Below are 22,173 nucleotides of genomic sequence, written 5' to 3'. Positions count from 1 at the left end.
AGATCAACGCCGACTCCGGCGGCAGACAGAGACAGGGTGCCTACCCGGCCCACGCGATTCGCGGGAGGTAGGCACCCCATCTGACGGCGGCTCACTACCGGCGGCGCCACTTCGAGGACACGGTGTCACGGGTTCGCACCGGCCTGCTGGGCGACTGATCACCCGCTGTCACCAGGGGCGGTGATCCTCGCAGGAGATGATGGTGTCCGCGGCCACCCGGGAGATGCACACGTCGGTGCCGGGGCCGCCGTCGGCACGGTTGACGCCGGAGCCGGTCTCGATCGTGTCGTTGCCGTCCATGCCCCAGAACCGATCGTTGCCCTCGTCCCCGCGCAGGAGGTCGTCGCCGACGCCACCGATGACGGTGTCGTCACCCTCGGCGCCGTAGATCTCGTTGCGCGCGGCGTTGCCGATCAGGATGTCGTTGTACCTGGTGCCGAGCAGGTTCTCGACGTCGGCGCCGACGGTGTCCCGCTCGCCGGGCGAACCGTCGTCGCCGGAGGCGCCGTCCAGGTCGACGGTGACGGGCTTGTTGCGCACGTATCGCACCTCGTCCACCCCGGCCCCGCCGCGGAGGACGTCCGCACCGAACCTCGCCGGATCCGAGTCACCGAGGAGGATGTCGTTGCCGGCTCCGCCCTCGACCAGGTCACCGGCGTTGCCGCCGACGATGTAATCGTTGCCGTTCTCACCGAACAGCCGGTTGGCGCCGCCGACGTCGGACAGCTGATCGTCGCCGTTGCCGCCGTGGATCACGTCGTTCCCCGGGCGGCCGGCGTTGCCGGCGTAGACGAAGTCACCGTCGATGGAGTCGTTCCCCTCGCCGCCGGAGACGAAGTCGGCGCCGTCACCAGGGGCGATGTAGTCGTTGCCGCCCCCACCGTAGATCTTGTCGTTGCCGATCGCCGAGAACGTCTCATCGCCGTAGAGACTGTCGCCCTTCGGCCCGCCGACGATCGTGTCGGCGCCCGCCCCGCCCTGGGCCTGGAGCCTCAGGTCGCTCTTGTTGTTCACCGTGTCGTTGAGCTCCCAGAGCTGAACGGACACCGTGACGGGCGTCTGCGTGGTCGTGCAGAGAACCTTGGTGATGTCGCCGGCCGCCTGCCGGCAGCCCCGGCCCGGCTTGATCCGGACCCGGTCGTCGATGGTGACGGTGCGCCCCGACCGCGTGATGACGACGTGGTTGCCGACGTTGCGGTCGGCCTCGAACGCGACGCTGGTGGCGCCGGCGTAGGCGTCACCCCAGGACGCTGCGGCCGCCGGTGCGGCGGCGGCGCCCACCACGAGAAGAGGCGACAGGAAAAGACCGATACGGAGTGCGCGTGACACCAACGATTCCCCCCGATGTGATGATCGCGCTCATCATAGATCGACGAAAATCCGGTCGCTGTCCCTCGCGGGACGGGTCGGCGGCGTACAACCTCCGGGCGGGGAAGTCCGTCGAAAGGTTATGACGCGACGGGTACCCATATGAGTGATCGATCCGATGCCGGTTATCTGGCCTATGTCAACGGGCGCCTGACCGCCATGCGCCGTGTCGCACACATGCTGTGCGGTGATCCGGATCAGGCCGACGACCTGGTGCAGGAGACCATCACCAAGTTGTACGCACGATGGCCGCGGGTCTCGCAGGCCGACAACGTCGACGCCTACGTGCACACGATGATCGTGCGGGCCTTCCTCGACGAGAAACGTCGTGGCTGGTGGCGGGTGGGGCTGTTCGCCAGCACGCCGGAACGGCCGCCCGCCGCGCAGCAGCCGGTCGAGGAGCAGACGGTGGTGCGGGCCGCGCTGACCGAGGTGCCGGCGCGGCAGCGGGCGGTGCTGGTGCTGCGGTTCATGTGCGATCTGCCGATCGCGGAGGTCGCCGAGATCCTCGGCTGCTCTCCCGGCACGGTGAAGAGCCAGACGTCGCACGGCCTGAATCGGCTGCGCCAGATCCTCGGGGATGCCGAGGACGTTCCCGTCACCCCGAGCAACAGCGCTGGAGGCATCCGATGAACGACGAGCAGTACGGCATGCTGCGCCTGCGGCCGCTGGTGATCGAGCCGGGCCCGACCACCCGTATCGATGTCGCGGAGGCGATGCGGAAGGGCCGGCGCCTGCGGCGTACCCGGATCTGGTCGAGCTTCACCGGCGTGTTCGCCGTGACCGGTGTGGCTGCCGTGGGTGGCGCCCTCGCCCTGGCCTCGCCCGCCCCGGATCCGGGTCCGGTCCTGCCGCCCGATCCGGCGCTCCCGGCCGCCTGCACGGCGGTCCGGCTGCCGGTGGGCGGGGCGAGCCGGGCTTCGGTGACGGCCGGCGATCCGGGTGGCGTCTACGCGGTCGGAACCACCAACCCGGACTACGAGCAGGGGAAACGGAAGGTGCTGGTCTGGCGCGGCGGCGAACTCGTCGCGAGTCTGTCCCCGCCCGGTGACCAGGCGGTGATGTACGACATCAACGCCTCCGGTGTGGCGGTGGGCGCGAGCGACGGGTTCGGCGCCGTTCCGTTCGTGTACCGCGCCGGCACGGTGACCCGGATGAAGGGCAAGGGCAGCGCGGATGCGATCAACGACGCGGGCGTGGTCGCGGGTACGCATTACCGGGGCCACGCGATGGTCCCGATGCGCTGGGCGGGTCCCGACGCCGAACCGGAACTGTTGCGGCTTCCGGACGGCGTGCTCGAAGGCCGGACCAGGGCGCTCGCCGAGGACGGCACCGTCGTGGTCGAGCTCCAGGGCGACAAGGCTCCCGCGCCGACGGCCCTGTGGCTGCCGGACGGGACCCTGCAACCGCTCCCCGGGCCGGGCGGCCGCCTGTTCGCCGGTTCGTTCTTCCGCTCCGGATGGCTGTACGGGACGCTCGCGCTGCCGGTGACACGGTCCGTGCCGCCGGTCCTGTCCTCTCCCGACGAGAACGGGATGCGGCGGGTGGAGAGGGATCAGTTCGACACGCGGGCCCATCGCTATCACGTGGCGAGCGGCACCTGGCAGGAGTTGCCCGGGCGCGCGTGGTCCGGCCCGCTGGAACCGGGCGACGGACTGAACGTCTTCATCGGTGCCGGAGTCCTCGCCCTGCCGGAACCGGCTGACAAGGGCCCCGACGACTTCTTCACCGTCAGTTTCGTCAGTGACGACGGCCGGGTCGCCGGCGGGCGGAGCCTGAGCCGGCGCGCCGATCCGGCCCATGCGGCCGACCCGATCATGTGGCGCTGCGCATAACGGTGGGAAAAGGAATGGCCGGACCCGTCTGGCACCGGGTCCGGCCATTCCTTCGAGGCTTGCGCTCACACCGGGGGAAAGCGTCAGGGGAAACGCTTCGGTTTCAGCGGCGAAGCCCTACTTGTAGGTGATGTTCGAGGTGGTGAACTTGCAGGACGTGCCGTCGCCGCCGGTGCTGCCCTTGTAGGTCGCGAGCTTGGTCGGCTCGGCGCCGGTCTTGTTGCCCTTGTAGGTCACGCAGATGGAGATCTTCTTGCTCTTGTCGCCGGTGATGGTGACGCCGGACAGCGTGGCGGTGTCGCCGAAGTTGCTGTTGATGCCGACCAGGCTGGAGCCCGGGTAGGTGACGGCGATGTTCTTCACCACGACGTTGCGCTTGTACTGGGTGGAGCAGTTGCCGCAGGAGCGGTAGAGCTTGCCGAAGTCGCTGACCGCGAAGTTGCTGATGGTCAGGGTGCCGCCGCCGTTGTGCTGGAACACCTTGTCGTCGGCGCCCTTGGCGGCGCCGCCGGTGACGGTGTACTTGGCGCTGTTGCCGCCCTTGAACGTCGCGGCGTCCTCGCCGACGTTCTCCCACCACACGTTGGAGATGGTGCAGGAGCCCAGGCAGTGCACGCCGTCCGCGGCCGGGGAGCCGATGATGACGTTCTTCAGGGTGGCGCCGTCGGCCAGGACGAACAGCGGGTCCTGGCCCTCGTCCTGGCCGCTGCCGCCGAGCGCGCCGCTGCCGACGTAACGCTTGAGGCCGCCGTCGAGGGTGCCGGAGACGGCCTTGCTGGCGGTCAGTTTGACGCTGCCGGTCGCGGTCGGCCAGGCGGCGGCGGAAGCGCCCTGCGTGTACACCACCGCGCCGAGGCCCAGTCCGACGGCGGCGACCGCCACGATTCCGGCACGCCACCGCTTACGCAGATTGTTGAACACGCTCGGCCTTTCGTCGTAAACATCCATGTGAACGTGAACATGCTGGCCCCGGAAAGCAGTTCCTGTCAAATCTCTTAATTGATTAATAAACCGGCCAGAAAAAGTGTACGGAAATGCATCTGGAAATGCTTTCTATCGGTAAGTGTGCGCCGCGGCCGGAAAGGTTGCCGGTAATTTTGTGCTACCCAGTGGCTACGGAACGTCGATATCGGAATCGTCGGCCACGTCGCCCACCGGGACGATCCGGACCGGGTTCGCGCGCAGATAGTCACGCGCCCCGCGATCGCCCGTGGCGACCGCCGCGACCCCGGCCCAGTGGTCGCGGCCGAGCAGGACCGGATGCCCCCGCCGGTCGCCGTAACCGCCCATCACGAGAGCGTCCGGAGCGGCGCCCGCGAGGATCCGGCGGACCGCCTCGGCCGTGACACCCGGCATGTCCACCAGCAGGACCAGCGCCGCGGTCGCGCCGGTCGTCGCCAGGTGGGCCAGCCCGGCCCGCAGCGACGAGCCCATCCCGGTCGCCCAGTCCGGGTTGACCACCGTCTCCGGCAGGTCCGGCGCGGCGGCCCGCACCTCGTCGGCGGCGGCTCCGAGGACCACGGTGATCGTCGGGCAGCCGGCCTCCGCGAGCACCTGATGGGCCCGTTGCACGAGCAGGCGGCCCTGATGGCGGACGAGCGCCTTCGGCATCCCGTACCGCCGGCCCGCCCCGGCCGCGAGGATCAGCCCGGCGGCCGTCACCGCGGCAGCGCCAGTCCGCGAACGGCGGCGAGCGGCAGCGCGGTCCGCGGGTGATAGGCGGCGTGCCACAGCCCGCCGTGCGCGGCGCCGACGGCCTCGTCCCGCCAGGCGGCCGGGTCCGCCACGCGCGGCTTGCGGATCTGGTGCACCAGCAGCAGGGCCATCAGCTTGCTCGCCGTCTCCGGCTCGAAGATCTCCACGTCGAACAGGTGCGCGCCGGCGTAGGCGGCGGCCAGGAGCCGGTTGCTGGTCACCGAGCGGGTCCGGGTCGGCGGCGCCACCGCGAAGCTGACCACCCCGTCCCGGCGGGTCAGCGTGGCCCGCCAGCGGTGGATGCGCTTGGCCAGGGCGTAGTTCGGCCCCTGCTGCGGGACCAGGCTGTCGCTGATCCCGGGGACCTCGGCGCGCGGGTAGTTCGGCCGCAGCAGCCGTCCACCGGAGGCCGCGGCGCCGGCCCGGGCGCGCCACGACCGGGCGGCGTAGCGGCTCCGGGCGTGCGTGACGGCGGCCTCGGGCACGGCGTACACGTCGGTCGGGGTGGCCAGGAAGGCGAGCGCGGTGTCCGGGCGGTGATGGCGCAGGTGGGTGCCGAGCGCGTCGACGGCCGCCGCCAGCAGCGGATAGGCGCCGCCGGGGGCGTACACGTAGTTGCCGAGGATCAGCCGGCCCTCGAAACCGAGCAGCCACTGCGCCACCGCGCCCAGATCCCTCAGCAGATCCGCGCCGCCGGTCGGGGCGAACAGGCGGCCGGCGGTCACCTTGCCGCGGACGCGCTGCCACAGGTCGTCGCGGGGCAGGTCGAGGGCGAGGACCGTGCCGCCCCAGCCGAGGAACGCCCCGACCGGGCCCATCTCGGTGCCGGCCCCGGCCGCGATCAGCGTCTGGTCGCTCAGGTCCAGCCAGTCCGGCGACCCGGCCACCTCCGTGACCGCCGCGGCGCACGACTCCTCGATCACCCCAGTGGCCACCCAGGTGTCCAGCTGCCGGCGCAGCGCGTCGCCGCGCAGTTCGGCGCCCCGGTACGGCAGGACCACCTCGGTCTCCGGCCGCTCCCGCCCGATCACCTCGGTCGTCTCCAGCGGCCGCTCCGGCGCCGCCATCAGCGCCTGCGCCAGGCTGAACTCCCCGTCGTCACGCCGGAACCGGACCCGGGCCTGCACCGACGCCAGCCCCTCCTCGGCGAGCTCGTAACCGGCCGTCCCGTCCGCGGCCAGCCCGGTCTCCACCAGGGCCCGGAAGTGGCGCAGGTAGTTGCGCCGCCAGTCGGTCTCGCGTTCGGCGCCGGCCGCGGCGGCCGGGTCGAGGTGGCGCAGCGCGTCGGCGACGACGGCGCGGCCGAACGCGGTGCTGCTGCGCCGTCCGGTCTCGTCGGCGGGGAAGTCGGTCATGCCCGGGGTGTGATCCACCGGGCCAGTATCGCCGCCTCCTACCAGAGGAGGAGAGGGTCTCGTCCGACCGGCCGCGGATGCGGCCGCCGGGCGGGCGATCCCGGCCCCCGCGGGCACCAGGGTGAGGTCATGACTACCGTCGATTCGCGTATCGCGCCGCGCACCCCGGTCCGCCGGCACCGGACGCTGCTCTGGCTCACCGCCGCCACGGCGGTGCTGGCCGTCGTCTCGGGCATCGGGATCGTCGCCGACGACCGGATCCTGACCGGGGTGCCGATCTGGCTCAAGCCGTTCAAATTCTCCGTCTCGTTCGCCGTCTACGGCTGGACGATCGCCTGGCTGCTGGCGGTGCTGCCCCGGCGCAGCCGGGCCGCCGAACGGGCCGGCGTCGTCATCGCCGGGGCGGGAGTCGTCGAGCTCGCCATCATCACGGCCCAGGTGATCCGCGGCACCACCAGCCACTACAACGTGAGCAGCCCGATCGACGAGACCCTGTGGAACATCATGGGCCCGACGATCATGGTGTTGTTCCTCGCGCAGGTGGTGATCGCGGTGGCGGTGCTACGGCAGCGGACCCCGGACCGGCCGGCCGCGTTCGCGATCCGGCTCGGGCTCGGCATCTCGCTGCTCGGCATGGCCCTGGCCTTCCTGATGACGGCGCAGCAGACCGCGGACGGGCTGATCGGGGCGCACTCGGTGGGGGTCGCGGACGGCGGGCCGGGCATGCCGCTCACGGGCTGGAGCACCACCGGCGGGGACCTGCGGATCAGTCACTTCGTCGGGTTGCACGCCCTGCAGGCGCTGCCGCTGCTGGCGTACGGGCTGGGACGGTGGACGCGGTTGACGGCGGCGGTGCGGGCCCGGCTTGTGCTGATCGCCGGGAGCGCGTATGCCGTAATCGTGCTGCTTCTGACCTGGCAGGCGCTGCGTGCGCAACCGCTGCTGCAACCCGATGGGATCACCCTCGCCGCGTTCGCCGCGCTGGCGGTGGCGACCGCCGCCGCGACCGGTGTGGCGGTCCGCCGGTGACCGGGCTGCTGTTCGGCCTGACGTTCGTGCTGGCCGCGCCGTTCTGGGCGCTGATGATCCTGCTGCCGCGGTGGTCGTGGACCGACCGGATCGTGCGGAGCCCGCTGATCGTGCTGCCGATCGTGGTGATCTATGCGGCCCTGGTGGTCCCGGCGTTCGGCGAGGTGTGGCCGGCGGTGACGAACCCGACCCTGGGCGGGGTGCGTGAGCTGCTCGGCACCGCCGACGGCGCGGCGGCCGGCTGGGCCCACATGATCGCCTTCGACCTGTTCGTGGGCCGGTGGTCCTACCTGGACAGCCGGGAGCGCGGCGTCTCGCCGTTCGTGATGGCGCCGATCCTGCTGCTCACCGTTCTGCTCGGGCCGCTCGGGCTGGCCGCCTACCTGGCGGTGCGCCCGCGGCGGCGCGAACCCCTAGGCTGACGGCATGTGGGCGGGCCGCCTTTTCAACGCGCGGGAGACGTTGCCCCGCATGCTGCTGCTGATCCTCAGCGGCGTGGCCTACCTGGTCGTCATCTGCGGCACGCAGCGGCCACCGTCCGGGCTGCAGTGGGTGCTCGCGATCGCCGCGTTCGCCACCGGGCTCCTGCTGCACCGGCGGCAACCGCTGAACCTGCTGCTGCAGACGGTGCTGTTCGCCGCCGCGATGATCTGGACCGACGACGCGACGATCAACCAGGTGGGCACCGCGTGGGCCCTCGGCGAGCTGGCCTTCTGGGCGCCCCGGCGGGCCTGGGTGGCCGCCGGAGCCGGGCTGGTCGCCGCGGTCTACCTGACCATCGGCCTGCCCGGCTCGGACGTGAGCGTGGCCGAGAGCCTGGTCGGGCTGGCCACCAACCTGGGCCTGCCGATCCTGCTCGGCACGGTCGGCCGCACCACCCACGAGCTGGGCGTGCAGGCCGCCGCGCGGGCCGAGTCGGAGCAGCGGGCGGCCCGCGCCGACGAGCGCAGCGCCATCGCCCGGGAGTTGCACGACGTGGTCGCCCACCACGTCGCCTCGATCGTGCTGCGGATCGGGGTGGCCCGGCACGTGCTGCCCGATCTCGACGAGAAGGTCGCCGACGTCTTCGACGACGTCCACCGGACCGGCACGGAGGCGCTGACCGATCTGCGGCGGCTGGTCGCGGTGCTGCGCGACCCCGACCGGGTACGCGGTGACGCCGCCCTGACCGCCATCGAGCCCGCCGCGCTCCCGTCCGCGCTGGCCGGCGCCGTGGAGAAGGCCCGCCTGGCCGGCGTCAACGTGGAGGCGGACATCGACCCGGCGATCGCCGGCCTGGACGCGGTCCGCGGTCTGGCCGTGCTGCGGCTCACCCAGGAGGCGCTGACGAACGTGGCCAAGCACGCCGGCCCGTCCGCCACCGCCCGGCTGCGGATCACCGTGACGGGCTCCGACCTGGACTGGGAGGTGGCCGACGACGGCGGCCACCCGCACGCCGGGCCGCGGGACGTGCCGGCCGGCGGCCATGGACTGACCGGCATGCGGGAACGCGTGGCGGTGCTCGGGGGCAGCCTCACCGCGGGGCCGTCCGGGAAGGGGTGGCGAGTGCGCACGGTGCTGCCGGCATGATCCGGATCCTGCTGGTCGACGATCAGCAACTGATCCGGGCCGGGTTGCGGATGCTCTGCGACGCGGCGGACGGCATGGAGGTCGTGGGGGAGGCGGGCGACGGGCGCGCCGCGATCGAACTGGCGGCGCGGCTCGTACCCGATGTGATCGTGATGGACCTGCGCATGCCCGGCGTCGACGGGATCACCGCGACCAGCCGCATCGTCGCCGCCCGGCCGGCCGCCCGGGTCCTGGTGCTGACCACGTTCGGCGACGACGACCATCTGTACCCCGCGTTGCAGGCAGGCGCCTGCGGGTTCCTGCTCAAGGACGCGCCGCCGGACGAGTTGCTGACCGGGATCCGGCAGGTCGCCGTGGGGGAGAGCCCGTTCAGCCAGGACGTGCTGCGCCGGCTGGTGCGCCGCGCGGTGGACGCCCGGCCGGAGCCGCGCGGGCGGGTCGACGGGCTGACCGTGCGGGAGCGGGAGGTGCTCGGCCTGGTCGCCGAGGGCCTGAGCAACACCGAGATCGCCGAGCGCATGCACATCGGTGTGACCACGGTGAAGACGCACATCACCGCGCTGATGACCAAGACCGGCAGCCCGAACCGGGTACGCCTGGCGCTGCTCGCCCACCGCGCCTGATCCGCCCGGCTTTTCTCAACCGGGGGTACCGGCGACCGATCACGGCCGGCATGCGTAACGGAATCCTCGGCTCTGTGCTCACCGCGGCGGTCGCCGCCTCGGCCCTCGTGGCCCCGCTGCCGGCGCGGGCCGCCGAGCCGCCGGAGCGTTACATCGTCACGTGGCGGCACGACGGCGCCTTCTCGTCGCGGGCCGCCGGGACGGGCCGGTTCCTGCGCGGCTTCCGTGACTTCCCCGGATTCGTCACCGAGATGACCGCCGCCCAGGCCCGCCGGGTCGCCGCCGACCCGCGGGTCCGGCACGTCGAACGGGACCGGCTCGTCTCCCTCGCGGGCCGGCAGGCGAACCCGACGTGGGGGCTGGACCGGATCGATCAGCGGCCGGTGAAGGCGTCGAAGAGCTATCTGCCGTCGGCGGACGGCGACACCGTGCACGCGTACGTGATCGACACCGGGATCCGGGTCGGCCACCGGCAGTTCGGCGGGCGGGCCGAGCACGGTTACGACTTCGTCGACCGGGACGCGAACGCGAGCGACTGCAACGGCCACGGCACCCACGTCGCCGGCACCATCGGCGGCGCCACCTTCGGCGTGGCGAAGAAGGTTCGGCTGGTCGGCGTGCGGGTGCTGGACTGCTACGGCGAGGGATACGTCTCCGACATCATCGAGGGCATCGACTGGGTGACCGAGAACGCGGTCCGCCCGGCGGTGGCGAACATGAGCCTGGGCGGCGGCAACAGCCCGGCCCTGGACTGGGCGGTCGCGGACTCGATCGCCGCCGGCATCACCTACGTGGTGGCGGCCGGCAACGAGAACGTCGACGCGAACCGGAGCAGCCCGGCGGACCTGCCCGAGGCGGTCACCGTGGCCGCCACCGACAGCCGGGACCGGCGGGCGGTGTTCTCCAACTTCGGGCGCGGCGTGGACCTCTTCGCGCCGGGCGTCGGCATCCGGTCCGCGACGGCGGCGGGCGACTCCGCCACCGCGGTGTACAGCGGCACCTCGATGGCGGCCCCGCACGTGGCCGGGGCGGCGGCGCTCATCCTGGACGCCTACCCGGGACACACCCCGGCGCAGGTGCAGGCGCGCCTGATCGCCGACGCGACCAAGGGCCGGGTCACCGCCCGGGCCGGGTCACCGGACCGGCTGCTGTTCGTGCCCGCGCCGCCCCAGGCGCCGGCGATCGCCACCACCCGGACGGCGACGGCTCAGGTGGGGCGCCCGTACTCGGCACGGCTCGCGCTCGCTTCCAGCCGCCGCGGCGGCTGGAAGCTCGCCTCCGGTTCGCTTCCGCCCGGTCTGTCGCTGTCGGCTTCCGGTGTCATCTCCGGTACGCCCACCACGCCCGGCTCCCGCACGGTGACCGTCCGGTTCACCGACTACGTGCCGCAGTCGGTCATCCGGCAGGTGGTGATCCCGGTGACCGCCTCGATCCCGGTGATCGACGCCGACCTGCCCGGCCTGCTCACCGAGGAGGACTACGAGCAGCAGCTCACCGTCGCCGACGGCCGGGACGGCACGTGGTCGCTGGAGTCGGGAGCGCTGCCGGACGGGCTGACCCTCGAGGAGTCCGGCCTGATGTGGGGCACCGGGGTCACGGCCGGCGAGTTCACCTTCACGGTGCGCTTCACCGACCCGTGGAACCAGACGGCGACCCGGACCTACACGATCACCGTTCACCAGTTCTGAGCGTCGGCGTACTTCCGGGCGATCGACGCCGACTCGGGCAGGTCCGACTCCAGCACCGGGAGCCCGGGCCGGACCACGATCGCGCCGAGCTCGGCCAGCAGCTGCCGCAGCAGTCACTCGGACGCCGGCGCCTGCGGCGCGACCCCGGCGGTCACCACCGGCACGGCCGGCTTGCCGGCCAGTGCCTGGGCCGGGAGCCGGTCGACGCCGGCGCCGAGGTCCGCGATCCGGCCCGCGGGTTGCCGGACACCACCACGATTCCCGTCATCTCGGTCACGCCTCCTGACGAATTTCCAGCTGATGGGAAGAGCCACCCGCGATGGAGGGTGGCGCGCGCGCCGCGTCCCTGGCAATATCCTAGTAAGCCGATAGGGAATCCTCGCCGCCGAGGATATGACGCCTGCCACTGCGAGGCAGTATGCCTATCTAGCAGATAGGAAATGTATCCTTGCGGTGCGCTCGCCCGCTCCCGGTCGGGTTCATCGTCGAAGGAGTAGCCATGTCCGCTCTCGCCGTCGCGCATCCGCACGCCACGTACCCCCGCCCGGTCCTGCTGCGGCCCGTGCCCGACCCGCCGCCGGAGCGGCATGTGGACGATGATCAGGCGCCCGTCACCGTGACGATCAGCATCGCCGGCGGCGCGGGCGGCCGGGAGCGGGTGCTGGCCGCTCTCCGCGAGCTGGTCGACGCCGCCGGGGCCGCGGGTGCGGTCGAGGTGGGTGACGGCGCCGCTGTCCGGCAGGAGGGCGCGGCCGAGATCCGTCTCGACCCGCGGGCGCGGACCGCGTTCCGGGGTGGCCGGCTGTTGGAGCTCAGTCGCCTGGAGTACGACCTGCTCCTCTTCCTGGCTCGCCACCCCCGTCAGGTGTTCAGCCGCGCTCAGCTGCTGACCCACGTCTGGGGCCACCGGCACACCACCAACCGGACGGTCGACGTGCACGTCAGCCGCCTGCGGACCAAGCTGGACGACCCGGAGCTGATCACCACGGTGTACGGCCTCGGCTATCGGCTCGCCGACGACGCGCCCATCGTCGTCGTCGAGCGGTGAGAGGGCGGCCGGGTGTGCCGATGTAGTGGTCGTGCCGGCGGGCGACGACGGTCGCCGGCCGGCACGCGGTTCATCCCGAATGGGTTATAGGGCCACAGTATGACCCGGTTGTCTTGCCTGTTCACGGGCTGTTTCACCACCGATCGGTGATCGTTCACATGGTCTTGCCAAGGGATCGATCAATTTAAATACTGCGAGCACGCGGTGCGCCGGACCGGCGTACCCACCCCCATTCCCCCCTGGGAGGAATCGTGCTCAACCCGATGCTTCGCCGGCCGATCGTCGGCCTGGCGGCGGGCGTTCTCGTCGCCAGTGGGCTGGCCGCCTCACCCGCTTCAGCCGCCCCCTCCGCCGACTCGTCCCTCACCACCGCCACCCTCGCCAGCACCCTCGACGCCCGGCTGGGCGCCCGGGACGCCGGCTCCTTCCTCGACGACTCCGGCAAGCTGGTGGTCAACGTGACCGACGCGGCGACCGCCGCCGAGGTGACCCGGGCCGGCGCCAAGCCGCGATACGTGACCCGCAGCGGCGCCACCCTGGCCGCCGCCGACGAGAGCCTCAAGGCCGGCCTCAAGACGCCGGGCACCGCCTTCGCCGTCGACCCGATCACGAACCAGGTCGTCGTCTCGGTGGACGAGAGCGTCACCGGCACCAAGCTGGCCGCGGTCAAGGCCACCGTCGCCAAGCTGGGTGACGCCGCCCGGATCGAGACCATCCCCGGCAAGCTGAGCCTGCGCATCTCCGGCGGCGACGCCATCTACTCCGGCGGCGGGCGCTGCTCGCTCGGCTTCAACGTCCGCAACAGCGCGGGCACCTCCTACTTCCTGACCGCCGGCCACTGCACCCGGGGCACGTCGTCCTGGAACAACGGCTCCGTCACCCTCGGCACCACCGCCGGCAGCAGCTTCCCCGGCAACGACTACGGCATCGTCCGATACACCAACACGACGATCGTCAAGACCGGCGGCGTCGGCACCTCGGTCGACATCACCTCGGCCGCCACCCCGGCGGTCGGCGCCACCGTCACCCGGCGCGGCTCCACCACCGGCACCCGCTCCGGCCGGGTCACCGCACTCAACAGCACGGTGAACTACGCCGAGGGCTCGGTCTCCGGCCTGATCCGCACCACGGTCTGCGCCCAGCCGGGCGACAGCGGCGGCTCGCTCTACTCCGGCAGCACCGCGCACGGCCTGACCTCGGGCGGTAGCGGCAACTGCAGCAGCGGCGGCGTGACGTACTTCCAGCCGGTCACCGAGGCCCTGAGCGCCTACGGAGTCTCGGTCTACTGATCGAAGTGCAGCGTGGTGACTCCGGGCGCGCACAGGGGCCGGAGTCACCACGCTGACGTCCTCCGGTTCGCGGACCGGGCCGGCACGGGGCGCCCGCCCTCGATCACTTGATCGGGGGCGGGCGCCGTGTATCAGAATCGATGAATGACCACAGTCGACAACAGCCGCAAGGTCCACCGCGGTGCGCGGTCGCCGGGCTGTCCGGTCCGGGTCGGTCCCGACGGTGTCTGGGCGATCCAGGACTTCGCGACCGCCCGGGAGTTCCTGCGGCACACCGACACCCGGCAGGCCGGGCTCGGCATCGAGAACGCGTTGCGCCACCGGGGCCGGATGCGGCTGCCGATGCTCTACCGGGACGGTCCGGAGCACCGCGAGCAGCGACGGCAGACCGCCCGGTTCTTCACCCCGAAACGGGTCGAGAGCGCGTACGGCGACCTCATGCACCGCCTCGCCGGGCAGCAGTGCGAGGTGCTGCGGCGGCGCGGCGCGGCCGACCTGTCCGCGCTCTCCTTCCAGCTCGCCGTCGCGGTCGCCGCCGAGGTGGTCGGCCTCACCGAGAGCCCGCCCGGGATGCCACGCCGGCTCGACCGGTTCTTCCGGATCCCCGACCCGCACGCCCGCGGCCTGTCCGCACTCCGGCAGAAGGCGGCCGACAACTCCGTGCTGCTGTCGTTCCTCTGGCGCGACGTCCGCCCGGCCGTCGCCGCCCGCCGGAGGAAGCGGCGCGACGATCTGATCTCGCACCTGCTCGACGAGGGCTGCACCACCGCCGAGATCCTCGGCGAGTGCGTCACGTTCGCGGCCGCCGGGATGGTCACCACCCGCGAGTTCATCACCGTCGCCGCCTGGCACCTGCTCACCGACGAGACGCTGCGGGCCCGTTACGAGACCGGTGACCAGGCTGAGCGGGTCGCCATCCTGCACGAGATCCTGCGCCTGGAGCCGGTCGTCGGCGACCTGCTCCGCTGGACCACGGCCGACGTGCCGCTCGGCGACGTGACCATTCCGTCCGGGGCGCGCGTCGACATCGCGGTGGCGGCGGCCAACCTGGACCCGGATGAGGCCGGCGAGCAGCCCGGCACGGTCTGCCCGGGCCGCGCGGTCGGCCCCGGCCTCTCCTTCGGCGACGGTGCGCACCGGTGCCCCGGTGCCTACGTCGCCATCCAGGAGACCGACATCTTCCTCAGCAGGCTCTTCGCCATGCCGGGCCTGCGGATGATCCAGCACCCGGCGGTGACGATCCGCCCGGACATCGCCTCCTACGAGCTGAAAGGGCTGATCCTGGCGGTCTGACCAGCGCGTGGATCCCCGGCCTAGTCGTGATCGTTGGTGCGCTCCTCGCCGCGGCGGCGCAGCATCTTCAGGCCGGGCAGGCCGGCGATCGCCAGGTGCAGGTCCTCGGTGACCTCGAGCAGCTTGTGCAGGTCGGGGCCGACCCGATCGAGCTTGCCGAGCAGCGGCATCACGTCGTGGACCAGGTGCCGCTGCAGGGCCGGCAGCTCGTCGATCATCCGGATCGCGGCGGTCACCTCGGCCGGGGTGAGCTCGGCGACGAACCGGGCGGCCAGCGGAGCGGCCTGGCGCAGGGTGGGAGAGTAGTCCCCGACCATGGTCTCGACGTCGCCGGCGACCGATTTCGCCCGGGCCGCGATGGTGGTCACCTCGCCCACCGCGGTCGCCGCGTCACCGACCACCACGCCGGCCGCCTCCGCGGTCATCGTGGCCCGGCGGACCAGCTCGGTGGCGGCGGTCGAGACGGCGGCGGTCTCCTGCACGGCGAGGGCCGCGGCGCTGGCGACGGCGCGGGTCTCGGCCACCGCGGACTCCGCGGCGGCGGCCACCGCGGAGATCCGTTTGACCAGATCCTCGGCTTGCGCGGCGACCAGGACCACCCGATTCACCAGCAGCTCGGTCTGGCCGATCAGGCTGACCGCCCGCACCGGGATGGTCACGGCGGTGGCCGCGGTCTCGATCACCCGGCCGAGGGCAGAGGTGGTCAAACGGAGGGCGCCGGACACGAGAGAGGACATGTCCCCATTGTGCGCCCGGAACGCACCTCCCGCCTGATCACGGAAAGTGCGGGTAAGAGAGCCGAGCGTCGAAAGTCCGGAATACACAGGGTTCCGGTTGCCCGTTCCGGCCCTCGGCACGGCAGTATGCATCCGTGCGACGTACCCGAAATCTGATCCTCGTGGTGGCCGCGGTCGGCATCCTGGGCGGTTCGGTCCTGGTGGCGAAGGGCATGCTCGGTGGCCCCTCCGACGTCAGCGGCGGCACCCTGACCGGCTCCTTTCAGGACGCGCGACCCGCGTCGCCGTCACCGGCCGGCCCCTCCCCGGAGGAACTGGCGGCCATCGAGCGGGCCAAGCGGGTCGCGGCGCTCGACGCGGCGCTGAAGAAGTACGCGGCCGGCCGGCCGGAGTTCTCCGTCGCCGTCCACGACCGTACGACCGGGCAGACGTACGCCTACCGCGGCGCCGAGAAGTACGAGACCGCCAGCGTGGTCAAGGTGCAGGTCCTCGCGTGCCTGCTGCTCACCGCCCAGGACGCCGGCCGCAAGCTCACCACGAACGAGAAGTCGCTCGCCGACAAGATGATCCGGTACAGCGACAACGCCGCCACCACCTCGCTGTACGGCAAGGTCGGCCGGATCAACGGGCTGACCGCCTGCAACAAGCGGCTCGGCCTCACCCAGACCAAGGTCAGCAGCTCCTGGGGCCTCACCCGGACCACCGTGGCGGACCAGGTCAGACTGCTCACTCAGCTGGTCTCCGACGGCGGCGGGCTGACCGCCGCCTCCCGGGCGTACGCCCACCAGCTGATGAGCACCGTCGCGCCGGATCAGGACTGGGGTGTCCCGGCCGCCGCGAAGGACGGCGAGGACGCCACCGTCAAGAACGGCTGGCTGCAGCGCTCCACCGAGAACAACCTCTGGATCATCAACTCGGTCGGGCGGATCACCGGCGACGGCACCGACGTCTCGATCGCCGTGCTGACCCACGCCAACAAGACCATGGACGGCGGCATCGGGCACGTGGAGAAGGTCGCCGCCCTCACCCGGACGCATCTCAAGTATTGATCTCCCGGCGCCGGCTCCACCACGACAGGGCCTGATTGACCAGCAGGATCAGCACCACGGCGGCGATCACGCCCTGCCACGGCCGCGGGAACACCGACCCGCCGGCCAGCCCGATCGCGGCGTAGACGAACGACCACAGCACACAGGCCGGCAGGTTGGCGACCACGAAGGTGTGCCAGGAGATCCCGGCGAACGCGGCGGCCAGCAGCACCGGCACCCGGCCGCCCGGGATCAGCCGGGACACCAGCAGCACCGGCACCTGCCGGGCCTTGATCCGGTCCTTCACCGACGCCAGCCGCTCCTCGTCGCGCAGCCAGCGCAACCGGCGGGCCAGCCGCTCCCCGCCGACCCGGCAGATCGCGTACATCACCAGGTCTCCGGCGTAGGCGCCGGCCGCGCCCGCCGCCACCACGAAACCGATCGTGAACGGGTGCTCGTGGAACGCCAGCGCGGCCGCCCCGCTCACCGCCGCCCCGGTCGGCACGATCGGCACCACCGCCCCGAACAGCACGACCAGGAAGAGCCAGCCGAGAGCGGCCAGCGTGGCCGTCACGCGGCCGGCCCCACATCGAGGGTCTCACCGTGCGCCAGCACCCGGACCCGGCTGCCCTGGACGCTCTCCGCGGCGAACGCGGCGAACCGCTCGCCCGGCTCCTCGAACATGTGCCGCCGCATCCGGCCCATCCCGATCGGCCACAACGTGCCGTAGTGCACCGGCACCGCCCAGGAGGCTCTCACCCGGCGCAGGGCCTCGGCGCCGTCCCGGGCGTCCAGGTGGCCGTGCGCGCCCAGGGTCGGGCCCCAGCCGCCGACCGGGATCAGCGCCAGATCCACCGGGCCGATCGTGGCCATCTCGTCGAACAGGCCGGTGTCGCCCGCGTACCAGGTGCGGGCGGCGCCCTCCACCACGAACCCGACAGCCGCCGCCCGCTCCCGGGACCACGGGCCACGGCCGCCGTCGTGGCGGGCGGGCACCGCGCGTACCCGCAGAGGCCCGACGGTCGTCTCCTCGCCCGCCGCGAGCTCGACGCATCGCCCGGCCACCCGCCTGCCCAGCGCCCGTGCGGCGAAAGCCGCCGCTCCGCGCGGCAGGATCAACAGCGGCTCCCCGGGTACGGCGCGCAGCGACGCCACGTGGAAATGGTCGGCGTGCAGATGCGACAGCAGGACGGCGTCCGGAGCGCCCGGCAGCCGGGGCAGGGGGCCGGCCATCCGCCGCAGGTGGGCGAGGCGCCCGGTGAGCACCGGGTCGGTGAGCAGGTCGACGCCGGAGTCGGCGAGCCACACCGTGCTGTGCCCCCACCAGGTCACCGAGGTCTCGCTCACCGCCCCACGTTACCCGGATTCCGCGTGTCGATCTCAGCCGTCGACGCGTCCCCGGCTCACGCGCTCAGCGCAGCCGCCGCAGAGCCAGGCCGCAGGCGCGGGCGAAGGCGTGCTGGAAACCCACCGCCAGCGGGCCGGCCACCCGCATCAGCGTCCCGGCCGGCCGGGAGAACGCGGTGACCGTGAACCACACCGCGTCCTGCTCGTCACGCTCCACCACGAACGCCTCCTCGCCGACGGCCGGATGGCCGGGCCGGGTGCCGTACGCGAAACCGATCCGATCACCCTCCTCCACCGTCCAGACCACCTCGCAGGGGGCGCGCAGCGGCCCGAGCCCGATGGTGAGCAGCACGCCCGGCGCGGCCCGCCCGGCGTCGGCGGTGATCCGGGCGCCGATGGCCCGGTGCATCCGGAAACTCAGGATCGCCGCCCCGGCCCGGGCCAGCACGTCCTCGCCGGCGCCGATCGCGGTGCGGTGGCGCAGATGCCGGTAACCGGCGGGCAGGCTGCCGGTCCGGGTCGCACCGACCTGGGGGTACGTCAATTGGGTCACCCGTGCAGTGTGCCTGCACGCTCAGGTGACCGCCGCCGAGTCGCCGCCGTGACATGACTCCGGCACACTGAGCGACGTGACTGCACCTCGCTCCGCCGTCGTGGTGAACCCCACCAAAGTGGCCGATCTCGATCACCTCCGGCGTACTGTGCACGAGGGCCTGCGCCGGGCCGGCTGGCCGGAGCCGGCCTGGTATGAGACCACCCCGGAGGACCCCGGCCGGGGTCAGGCCCGCCGTGCCGTCGCCGAGGGCGCCGAGCTGGTCTTCGCCTGCGGCGGGGACGGCACCGTCACCGCCGTCGTCACCGCCCTGGCCGGCAGCGACGTCGCCCTGGCCGTCCTCCCGGCCGGCACCGGCAACCTGCTCGCCGCCAACCTGGGCCTCGGCGGCGACCCCGCCACCGGGCTCGAGGTGGCCCTCGAGGGCGGCCGGCGGCGCATCGACGTCGGGGTGCTCGAGGACAGGTGCTTCGTGGTGATGGCCGGGATGGGCTTCGACGCGCAGATGCTCGAGGACACCTCGGAGAAGGCGAAGAAACGGATCGGCTGGCTGGCGTACGTCGGCGGCGCCACCAAGCACCTGCTGGACCGGCCGATGCGGGTGCGGATCCGGCTGGACGGCGGCCCGCCGATGCCGCGCCGCCCGAAAGCCGTGATCGTCGGCAACGTGGGCCGGCTGCAGGGCGGGGTGCGGCTGCTCAACAAGGCCGAGCCCGACGACGGCCGGGTCGACGTGGCGATCCTGAGCCCCGGCAACCTGGCCCACTGGGCGGCGCTGGCGTGGGCCGTGGTCAGCCGCCGGGAGCGGGTGCCGCTGATGGAGACGTACACCGCACAGCGGGTTGAGATCTACAGCAACCGGGCACAGGCCCGCCAGCTCGACGGTGATCTGATCGCGCCGGGCAAGGTCATGAAGATCCAGGTGCGGCCGAAGGCTCTGCTGCTGTGCGTGCCCCAGCCGGATGCCGACCCGGACCTGGCGTACGACGCCTCCCGGGCCGCCCGGCGAGCCGAGCCGATCCGGGAAGTCGCGGCGGAGGAGAAGGCTTGAGCAGCACCGAACCGGTTCCCGAGACCCGGATGATGCCGGGGGACAAACTCTCGGCCGACGACGCCTTCCGCGCGCTGCGCCACTACGGGCGCTGGCCGCTGCTGCACGACGCGTTCGTCCGGTTCCGGTACGGCGACGGGTTCAGCCACGCGCGGGCGTTCGGGTTCCAGCTCTGCCTGGCCATCGTGCCGTTCCTGATCGCGCTGTCCGGTCTCGCCACCGACCTCGGCGTGGAGGACGGCGGCCGGATCGTCGCGGACACCGTCGTCGGGCTCACCCCCGGCGACAGCAAGCACATGGTCGAGCAGCTGCTGATCGACGACGACCGGACCGAGGCCGCGGGCGAGCTGGCCCTCGCCCTCGGCATGGTCACCGGCCTGTTCGCGCTGACCAGCGCGATGGCCCAGATCGAGCGCGGCGCGAACCGGATCTACGGCGTGGAACGCGACCGGCCCGCCCTGCGCAAGTATCTGCGCGCGGCCATCCTGGCCCTGGTGGCCGGCCTGCCCGCGCTCTTCGGGTTCCTGCTGCTGGTGGCCGGGCGGGTGACCGGCGACTCGGCGGAACGCAACCTGGAGCTGTCCCACGGCGTCCGGGTGACCTGGGACGTGATCCGCTGGCCGCTGAGCCTGCTGCTGATCGTGTTCGCGGTCAGCCTGCTCTTCCGGCATTCGGTACGCCGTAACCAGCCCGCCCTCTCCTGGCTGCTCTTCGGCGCGGTGGTGTCGACCGTGCTGTGGTGGCTGGCCAGCCTGCTCCTGGCCGGGTACATCCGGTTCAGTGACGGATTCGGCGCCACGTACGGCCCGCTCACCGCGATCATGGCCCTGCTGATCTGGGCCAACCTCACCGGGATCGCGCTCTTCCTCGGCCTCGCCTTCGCCGCCCAGCTGGAGGCCCGCCGGGTGGGCATCCAACGGCCCGCCCTGGAGGACCGCTGGGAGCCCGAACCCGAGGACCCGGTCGCCGACTTCCCGGTGCCGGACGCCGCCGACATCCCGGACCAGCGCCGGCCCGGTGTATCAGCCGAGCCGTCCGGGTAAGAACCGCGCACCCCCGAACTGTTGGAGTGCGCCGTGGAAGAGAACCGAGTGGTGGAGCGCACCGGCTGGGCGCCGGTGCGGCACTTCGCCGAGCGCAGTGTGCTCGGCCTGCTGGTGGTGACCGCGATCGGCCTGACCTTCGGTGTGCTGCTGCTGCTCGTCCGGTTCCACTGGCAGCCGCTGCTGGACCTGGACCGGTCGGTGGCCGACGGCCTCAACCGCTGGACCTCCGGCTCGGAGACGACGGTGGGGGTGCTGAAGCAGATCTCCTCGTTCGGCGGCCGCGGTGTGCTGCTCCCGCTGGTCATCCTGCTCGCGGCCGTGCTGCTGATCCGCCGCCGCCCCCGCCCGGCCGTCTACCTGCTGGTCACCGGGGCCGGTGCGCTGATCATGGACCCGTCGCTGAAGGCGCTGATCGGCCGACTGCGCCCGGCCGTCGAGGTGCCGGTCGCGACGGCGCCCGGCAACAGCTTCCCCAGCGGGCACGCGCTCGGGTCGATGGTCGTCTACGGGATGATCGTGCTGGTCTTCCTCCCGGCGGTACGGCGCCGCTGGCGGCCGTGGTTCATCGGGCTCGCCGCGGTGATCGTGGCGGCGGTCGGGTTCACCCGGGTCGCGCTCGGCGTGCACTACGTCTCCGACGTGCTGGGCGGATGGCTGCTCGGGCTGGCGTGGATCAGCGTGACGGCGTACGCCTTCCGAATCTGGCGCCGCGAGGCCGGTCACACCACCCCGCCGATCACCGACGGCCTGGAGCCGGAGGCCGGGACCGACCTGAAGCCCGCGCCGGCCGAGGGCGCCGTCCTGCCGCACCCGTGGGCCAAGGCGGCCGAGATCCTGGTCGGCTGGGTGTTCGTCTTCGGCCTGCTCTACCTGGTCGGGTACTCCGTGAACCGCTGGGAACCGGCCTTCGACGACCGGTTCGTGCGGTGGCTGCAGACGTTCCGCACCCCGGCGCTCGACGACCTGAGCTGGCTGGCGAGCAAAGCCGGCGACACCCACGCCATCCTGATCATCTCGCTGATCTTCTGCCCGCTGGCGCTGGCCCTGTGGCGGCAATGGCGCCCGATCGTCTTCCTTGCCTTCACCATGATCGGCGAGCTGACCCTCTTCCTCTGCGCCGCCGCGTCGGTGGGCCGCGACCGCCCATCGGCCGAGCAGCTCGACGGCCCGATGCCGACCTCGTCGTTCCCCTCCGGGCACATCGCCGCGACCATGTGCCTCTGGGTCGCCATCGCGATCATCGTGATGTCGCGGGTCCGGCAGCCGTGGCGCTGGATCTTCCCGGCCCTCGCGGTGATCATGCCGCTGGTCGTCGCGCTGTCCCGCATCTACCGCGGCATGCACCACCCCACCGACTTCATGGGTGCGGCCCTGCTCACCGCGGCGTGGATCGGCGTGCTCTGGTGGACGGTGCGCCCCAACGAACACGCCGAGACCGTCACCGAGGCCGCCGTCCGCGTCGAGCGCGGCCGCAAACTGGAGCCCGTCGCATGACGGCCCGCGGAGTGGGCCCGTCGCACGATGGCGATCCTGGAGGCCGTTGCATGACCCTTCGCGTGGTGAGCCCGCACGATGGCGATCTCGGAGGCCGTCGTATGACCCTTCGCGTGGTGAGCCCG

General features: G+C 72.4%; 23 protein-coding genes. 14 read left to right on the top strand and 9 right to left on the bottom strand.

All coding sequences use genetic code 11. The features are described from left to right. Positions 1 to 168: 168 nt before the first annotated feature. Complete coding sequence (locus Aut01nite_RS09470; RefSeq protein WP_236642549.1) at positions 169 to 1,329, bottom strand: calcium-binding protein; 1,161 nt, start codon at positions 1,327 to 1,329, stop codon at positions 169 to 171. A gap of 141 nt (positions 1,330 to 1,470) precedes the next feature. On the opposite strand from Aut01nite_RS09470, the gene Aut01nite_RS09465 reads away from it, so the two are divergent. Next, complete coding sequence (locus tag Aut01nite_RS09465) at positions 1,471 to 2,001, top strand: SigE family RNA polymerase sigma factor (RefSeq protein WP_043522984.1); 531 nt, start codon at positions 1,471 to 1,473, stop codon at positions 1,999 to 2,001. Beyond that, the gene (locus tag Aut01nite_RS09460) at positions 1,998 to 3,203 is read left to right on the top strand and encodes a hypothetical protein (RefSeq protein ID WP_043522982.1); all 1,206 of its coding nucleotides are present in this window, start codon (positions 1,998 to 2,000) and stop codon (positions 3,201 to 3,203) included. The genes Aut01nite_RS09465 and Aut01nite_RS09460 overlap by 4 nt, the downstream gene beginning before the upstream one ends. A gap of 117 nt (positions 3,204 to 3,320) precedes the next feature. On the opposite strand, the gene Aut01nite_RS09455 is transcribed toward Aut01nite_RS09460, so the two are convergent. From Aut01nite_RS09455 to Aut01nite_RS09445, 3 genes are all read right to left on the bottom strand, one after another. Then, a complete protein-coding gene (locus tag Aut01nite_RS09455; RefSeq protein ID WP_052163264.1) occupies positions 3,321 to 4,151 on the bottom strand; it encodes a pectate lyase in 831 nt (276 codons plus the stop codon). A gap of 165 nt (positions 4,152 to 4,316) precedes the next feature. Further along, a complete protein-coding gene (locus tag Aut01nite_RS09450; protein ID WP_043522979.1) occupies positions 4,317 to 4,865 on the bottom strand; it encodes a nucleotidyltransferase family protein in 549 nt (182 codons plus the stop codon). Beyond that, entirely contained in the window at positions 4,862 to 6,271 is a 1,410-nt protein-coding gene (locus Aut01nite_RS09445; RefSeq protein WP_236642548.1) for a hypothetical protein, read from the bottom strand. The genes Aut01nite_RS09450 and Aut01nite_RS09445 overlap by 4 nt, the downstream gene beginning before the upstream one ends. Positions 6,272 to 6,382: 111 nt before the next feature. Between Aut01nite_RS09445 and Aut01nite_RS09440 the strand changes: the two genes are divergently transcribed. Genes Aut01nite_RS09440 through Aut01nite_RS09420 form a run of 5 tightly spaced genes read left to right on the top strand, consistent with a single transcriptional unit; the run spans position 6,383 to position 11,162 of the window. Continuing rightward, the gene (locus tag Aut01nite_RS09440) at positions 6,383 to 7,282 is read left to right on the top strand and encodes a hypothetical protein (protein WP_043522977.1); all 900 of its coding nucleotides are present in this window, start codon (positions 6,383 to 6,385) and stop codon (positions 7,280 to 7,282) included. Continuing rightward, a complete protein-coding gene (locus tag Aut01nite_RS09435; RefSeq protein ID WP_043522976.1) occupies positions 7,279 to 7,704 on the top strand; it encodes an ABA4-like family protein in 426 nt (141 codons plus the stop codon). The genes Aut01nite_RS09440 and Aut01nite_RS09435 overlap by 4 nt, the downstream gene beginning before the upstream one ends. Before the next feature lie 4 nt (positions 7,705 to 7,708). Continuing rightward, positions 7,709 to 8,851 (top strand): sensor histidine kinase, encoded by a 1,143-nt coding sequence (locus Aut01nite_RS09430; protein ID WP_043522975.1) that lies wholly within the window; start codon positions 7,709 to 7,711, stop codon positions 8,849 to 8,851. Continuing rightward, positions 8,848 to 9,474 (top strand): response regulator transcription factor, encoded by a 627-nt coding sequence (locus Aut01nite_RS09425; protein WP_043522973.1) that lies wholly within the window; start codon positions 8,848 to 8,850, stop codon positions 9,472 to 9,474. Before Aut01nite_RS09430 ends, Aut01nite_RS09425 begins: the two co-directional genes overlap by 4 nt. 50 nt (positions 9,475 to 9,524) lie before the next feature. Beyond that, positions 9,525 to 11,162 (top strand): S8 family serine peptidase, encoded by a 1,638-nt coding sequence (locus Aut01nite_RS09420; RefSeq protein ID WP_043522971.1) that lies wholly within the window; start codon positions 9,525 to 9,527, stop codon positions 11,160 to 11,162. A gap of 113 nt (positions 11,163 to 11,275) precedes the next feature. Here Aut01nite_RS09420 and Aut01nite_RS43335 read toward each other — a convergent pair whose 3' ends face one another. Then, positions 11,276 to 11,476 carry a hypothetical protein gene (locus Aut01nite_RS43335; protein WP_052163263.1) on the bottom strand — a complete coding sequence of 67 codons (201 nt, stop codon included), beginning with the start codon at positions 11,474 to 11,476 and terminating at the stop codon, positions 11,276 to 11,278. A gap of 185 nt (positions 11,477 to 11,661) precedes the next feature. Between Aut01nite_RS43335 and Aut01nite_RS09410 the strand changes: the two genes are divergently transcribed. The 3 genes from Aut01nite_RS09410 to Aut01nite_RS09400 all read left to right on the top strand — a co-directional run bounded on the left by Aut01nite_RS09410 (position 11,662) and on the right by Aut01nite_RS09400 (position 14,792). Continuing rightward, positions 11,662 to 12,210: a winged helix-turn-helix domain-containing protein gene (locus tag Aut01nite_RS09410; protein WP_043522970.1), complete on the top strand. Its 549-nt coding sequence runs from the start codon at positions 11,662 to 11,664 to the stop codon at positions 12,208 to 12,210. Positions 12,211 to 12,461: 251 nt separating this feature from the next. Beyond that, complete coding sequence (locus tag Aut01nite_RS09405) at positions 12,462 to 13,499, top strand: S1 family peptidase (protein ID WP_236642547.1); 1,038 nt, start codon at positions 12,462 to 12,464, stop codon at positions 13,497 to 13,499. A 144-nt stretch (positions 13,500 to 13,643) separates the two neighbouring features. Then, the gene (locus Aut01nite_RS09400) at positions 13,644 to 14,792 is read left to right on the top strand and encodes a cytochrome P450 (protein ID WP_043522969.1); all 1,149 of its coding nucleotides are present in this window, start codon (positions 13,644 to 13,646) and stop codon (positions 14,790 to 14,792) included. Positions 14,793 to 14,812: 20 nt separating this feature from the next. On the opposite strand, the gene Aut01nite_RS09395 is transcribed toward Aut01nite_RS09400, so the two are convergent. Beyond that, the gene (locus Aut01nite_RS09395) at positions 14,813 to 15,529 is read right to left on the bottom strand and encodes a hypothetical protein (protein ID WP_043522967.1); all 717 of its coding nucleotides are present in this window, start codon (positions 15,527 to 15,529) and stop codon (positions 14,813 to 14,815) included. A 134-nt stretch (positions 15,530 to 15,663) separates the two neighbouring features. Here Aut01nite_RS09395 and Aut01nite_RS09390 point away from each other — a divergent pair, with 134 nt between their 5' ends. Then, on the top strand, positions 15,664 to 16,578 hold the full coding sequence (locus tag Aut01nite_RS09390) for a serine hydrolase (protein WP_236642546.1): 915 nt from the start codon (positions 15,664 to 15,666) through the stop codon (positions 16,576 to 16,578). Here Aut01nite_RS09390 and Aut01nite_RS09385 read toward each other — a convergent pair. The 3 genes from Aut01nite_RS09385 to Aut01nite_RS09375 form a co-directional block, all read right to left on the bottom strand. Continuing rightward, on the bottom strand, positions 16,568 to 17,131 hold the full coding sequence (locus tag Aut01nite_RS09385) for a DedA family protein (RefSeq protein ID WP_043522964.1): 564 nt from the start codon (positions 17,129 to 17,131) through the stop codon (positions 16,568 to 16,570). The genes Aut01nite_RS09390 and Aut01nite_RS09385 overlap by 11 nt on opposite strands. Next, a complete protein-coding gene (locus tag Aut01nite_RS09380) occupies positions 17,128 to 17,904 on the bottom strand; it encodes an MBL fold metallo-hydrolase (protein WP_043522963.1) in 777 nt (258 codons plus the stop codon). Before Aut01nite_RS09380 ends, Aut01nite_RS09385 begins: the two co-directional genes overlap by 4 nt. Before the next feature lie 64 nt (positions 17,905 to 17,968). Then, positions 17,969 to 18,457 carry a DUF1990 domain-containing protein gene (locus Aut01nite_RS09375; protein WP_043522961.1) on the bottom strand — a complete coding sequence of 163 codons (489 nt, stop codon included), beginning with the start codon at positions 18,455 to 18,457 and terminating at the stop codon, positions 17,969 to 17,971. A 76-nt stretch (positions 18,458 to 18,533) separates the two neighbouring features. On the opposite strand from Aut01nite_RS09375, the gene Aut01nite_RS09370 reads away from it, so the two are divergent. The 3 genes from Aut01nite_RS09370 to Aut01nite_RS09360 are packed head-to-tail and all read left to right on the top strand — an operon-like array spanning position 18,534 to position 22,048. Then, the gene (locus Aut01nite_RS09370; RefSeq protein WP_083998528.1) at positions 18,534 to 19,508 is read left to right on the top strand and encodes a diacylglycerol/lipid kinase family protein; all 975 of its coding nucleotides are present in this window, start codon (positions 18,534 to 18,536) and stop codon (positions 19,506 to 19,508) included. Next, a complete protein-coding gene (locus Aut01nite_RS09365; protein ID WP_043522958.1) occupies positions 19,505 to 20,551 on the top strand; it encodes a YihY/virulence factor BrkB family protein in 1,047 nt (348 codons plus the stop codon). The genes Aut01nite_RS09370 and Aut01nite_RS09365 overlap by 4 nt, the downstream gene beginning before the upstream one ends. A 33-nt stretch (positions 20,552 to 20,584) precedes the next feature. Next, on the top strand, positions 20,585 to 22,048 hold the full coding sequence (locus tag Aut01nite_RS09360) for a phosphatase PAP2 family protein (protein WP_043522957.1): 1,464 nt from the start codon (positions 20,585 to 20,587) through the stop codon (positions 22,046 to 22,048). The last annotated feature ends 125 nt before the right edge of the window (positions 22,049 to 22,173 follow it).

Origin of the sequence: Actinoplanes utahensis, assembly GCF_016862455.1 — a bacterium.
GTDB classification, from domain to species: Bacteria; Actinomycetota; Actinomycetes; order Mycobacteriales; family Micromonosporaceae; genus Actinoplanes; species Actinoplanes utahensis.
Note: the sequence above shows the minus strand (reverse complement) of the source record. Positions and strands in the feature narration are given on the sequence as shown.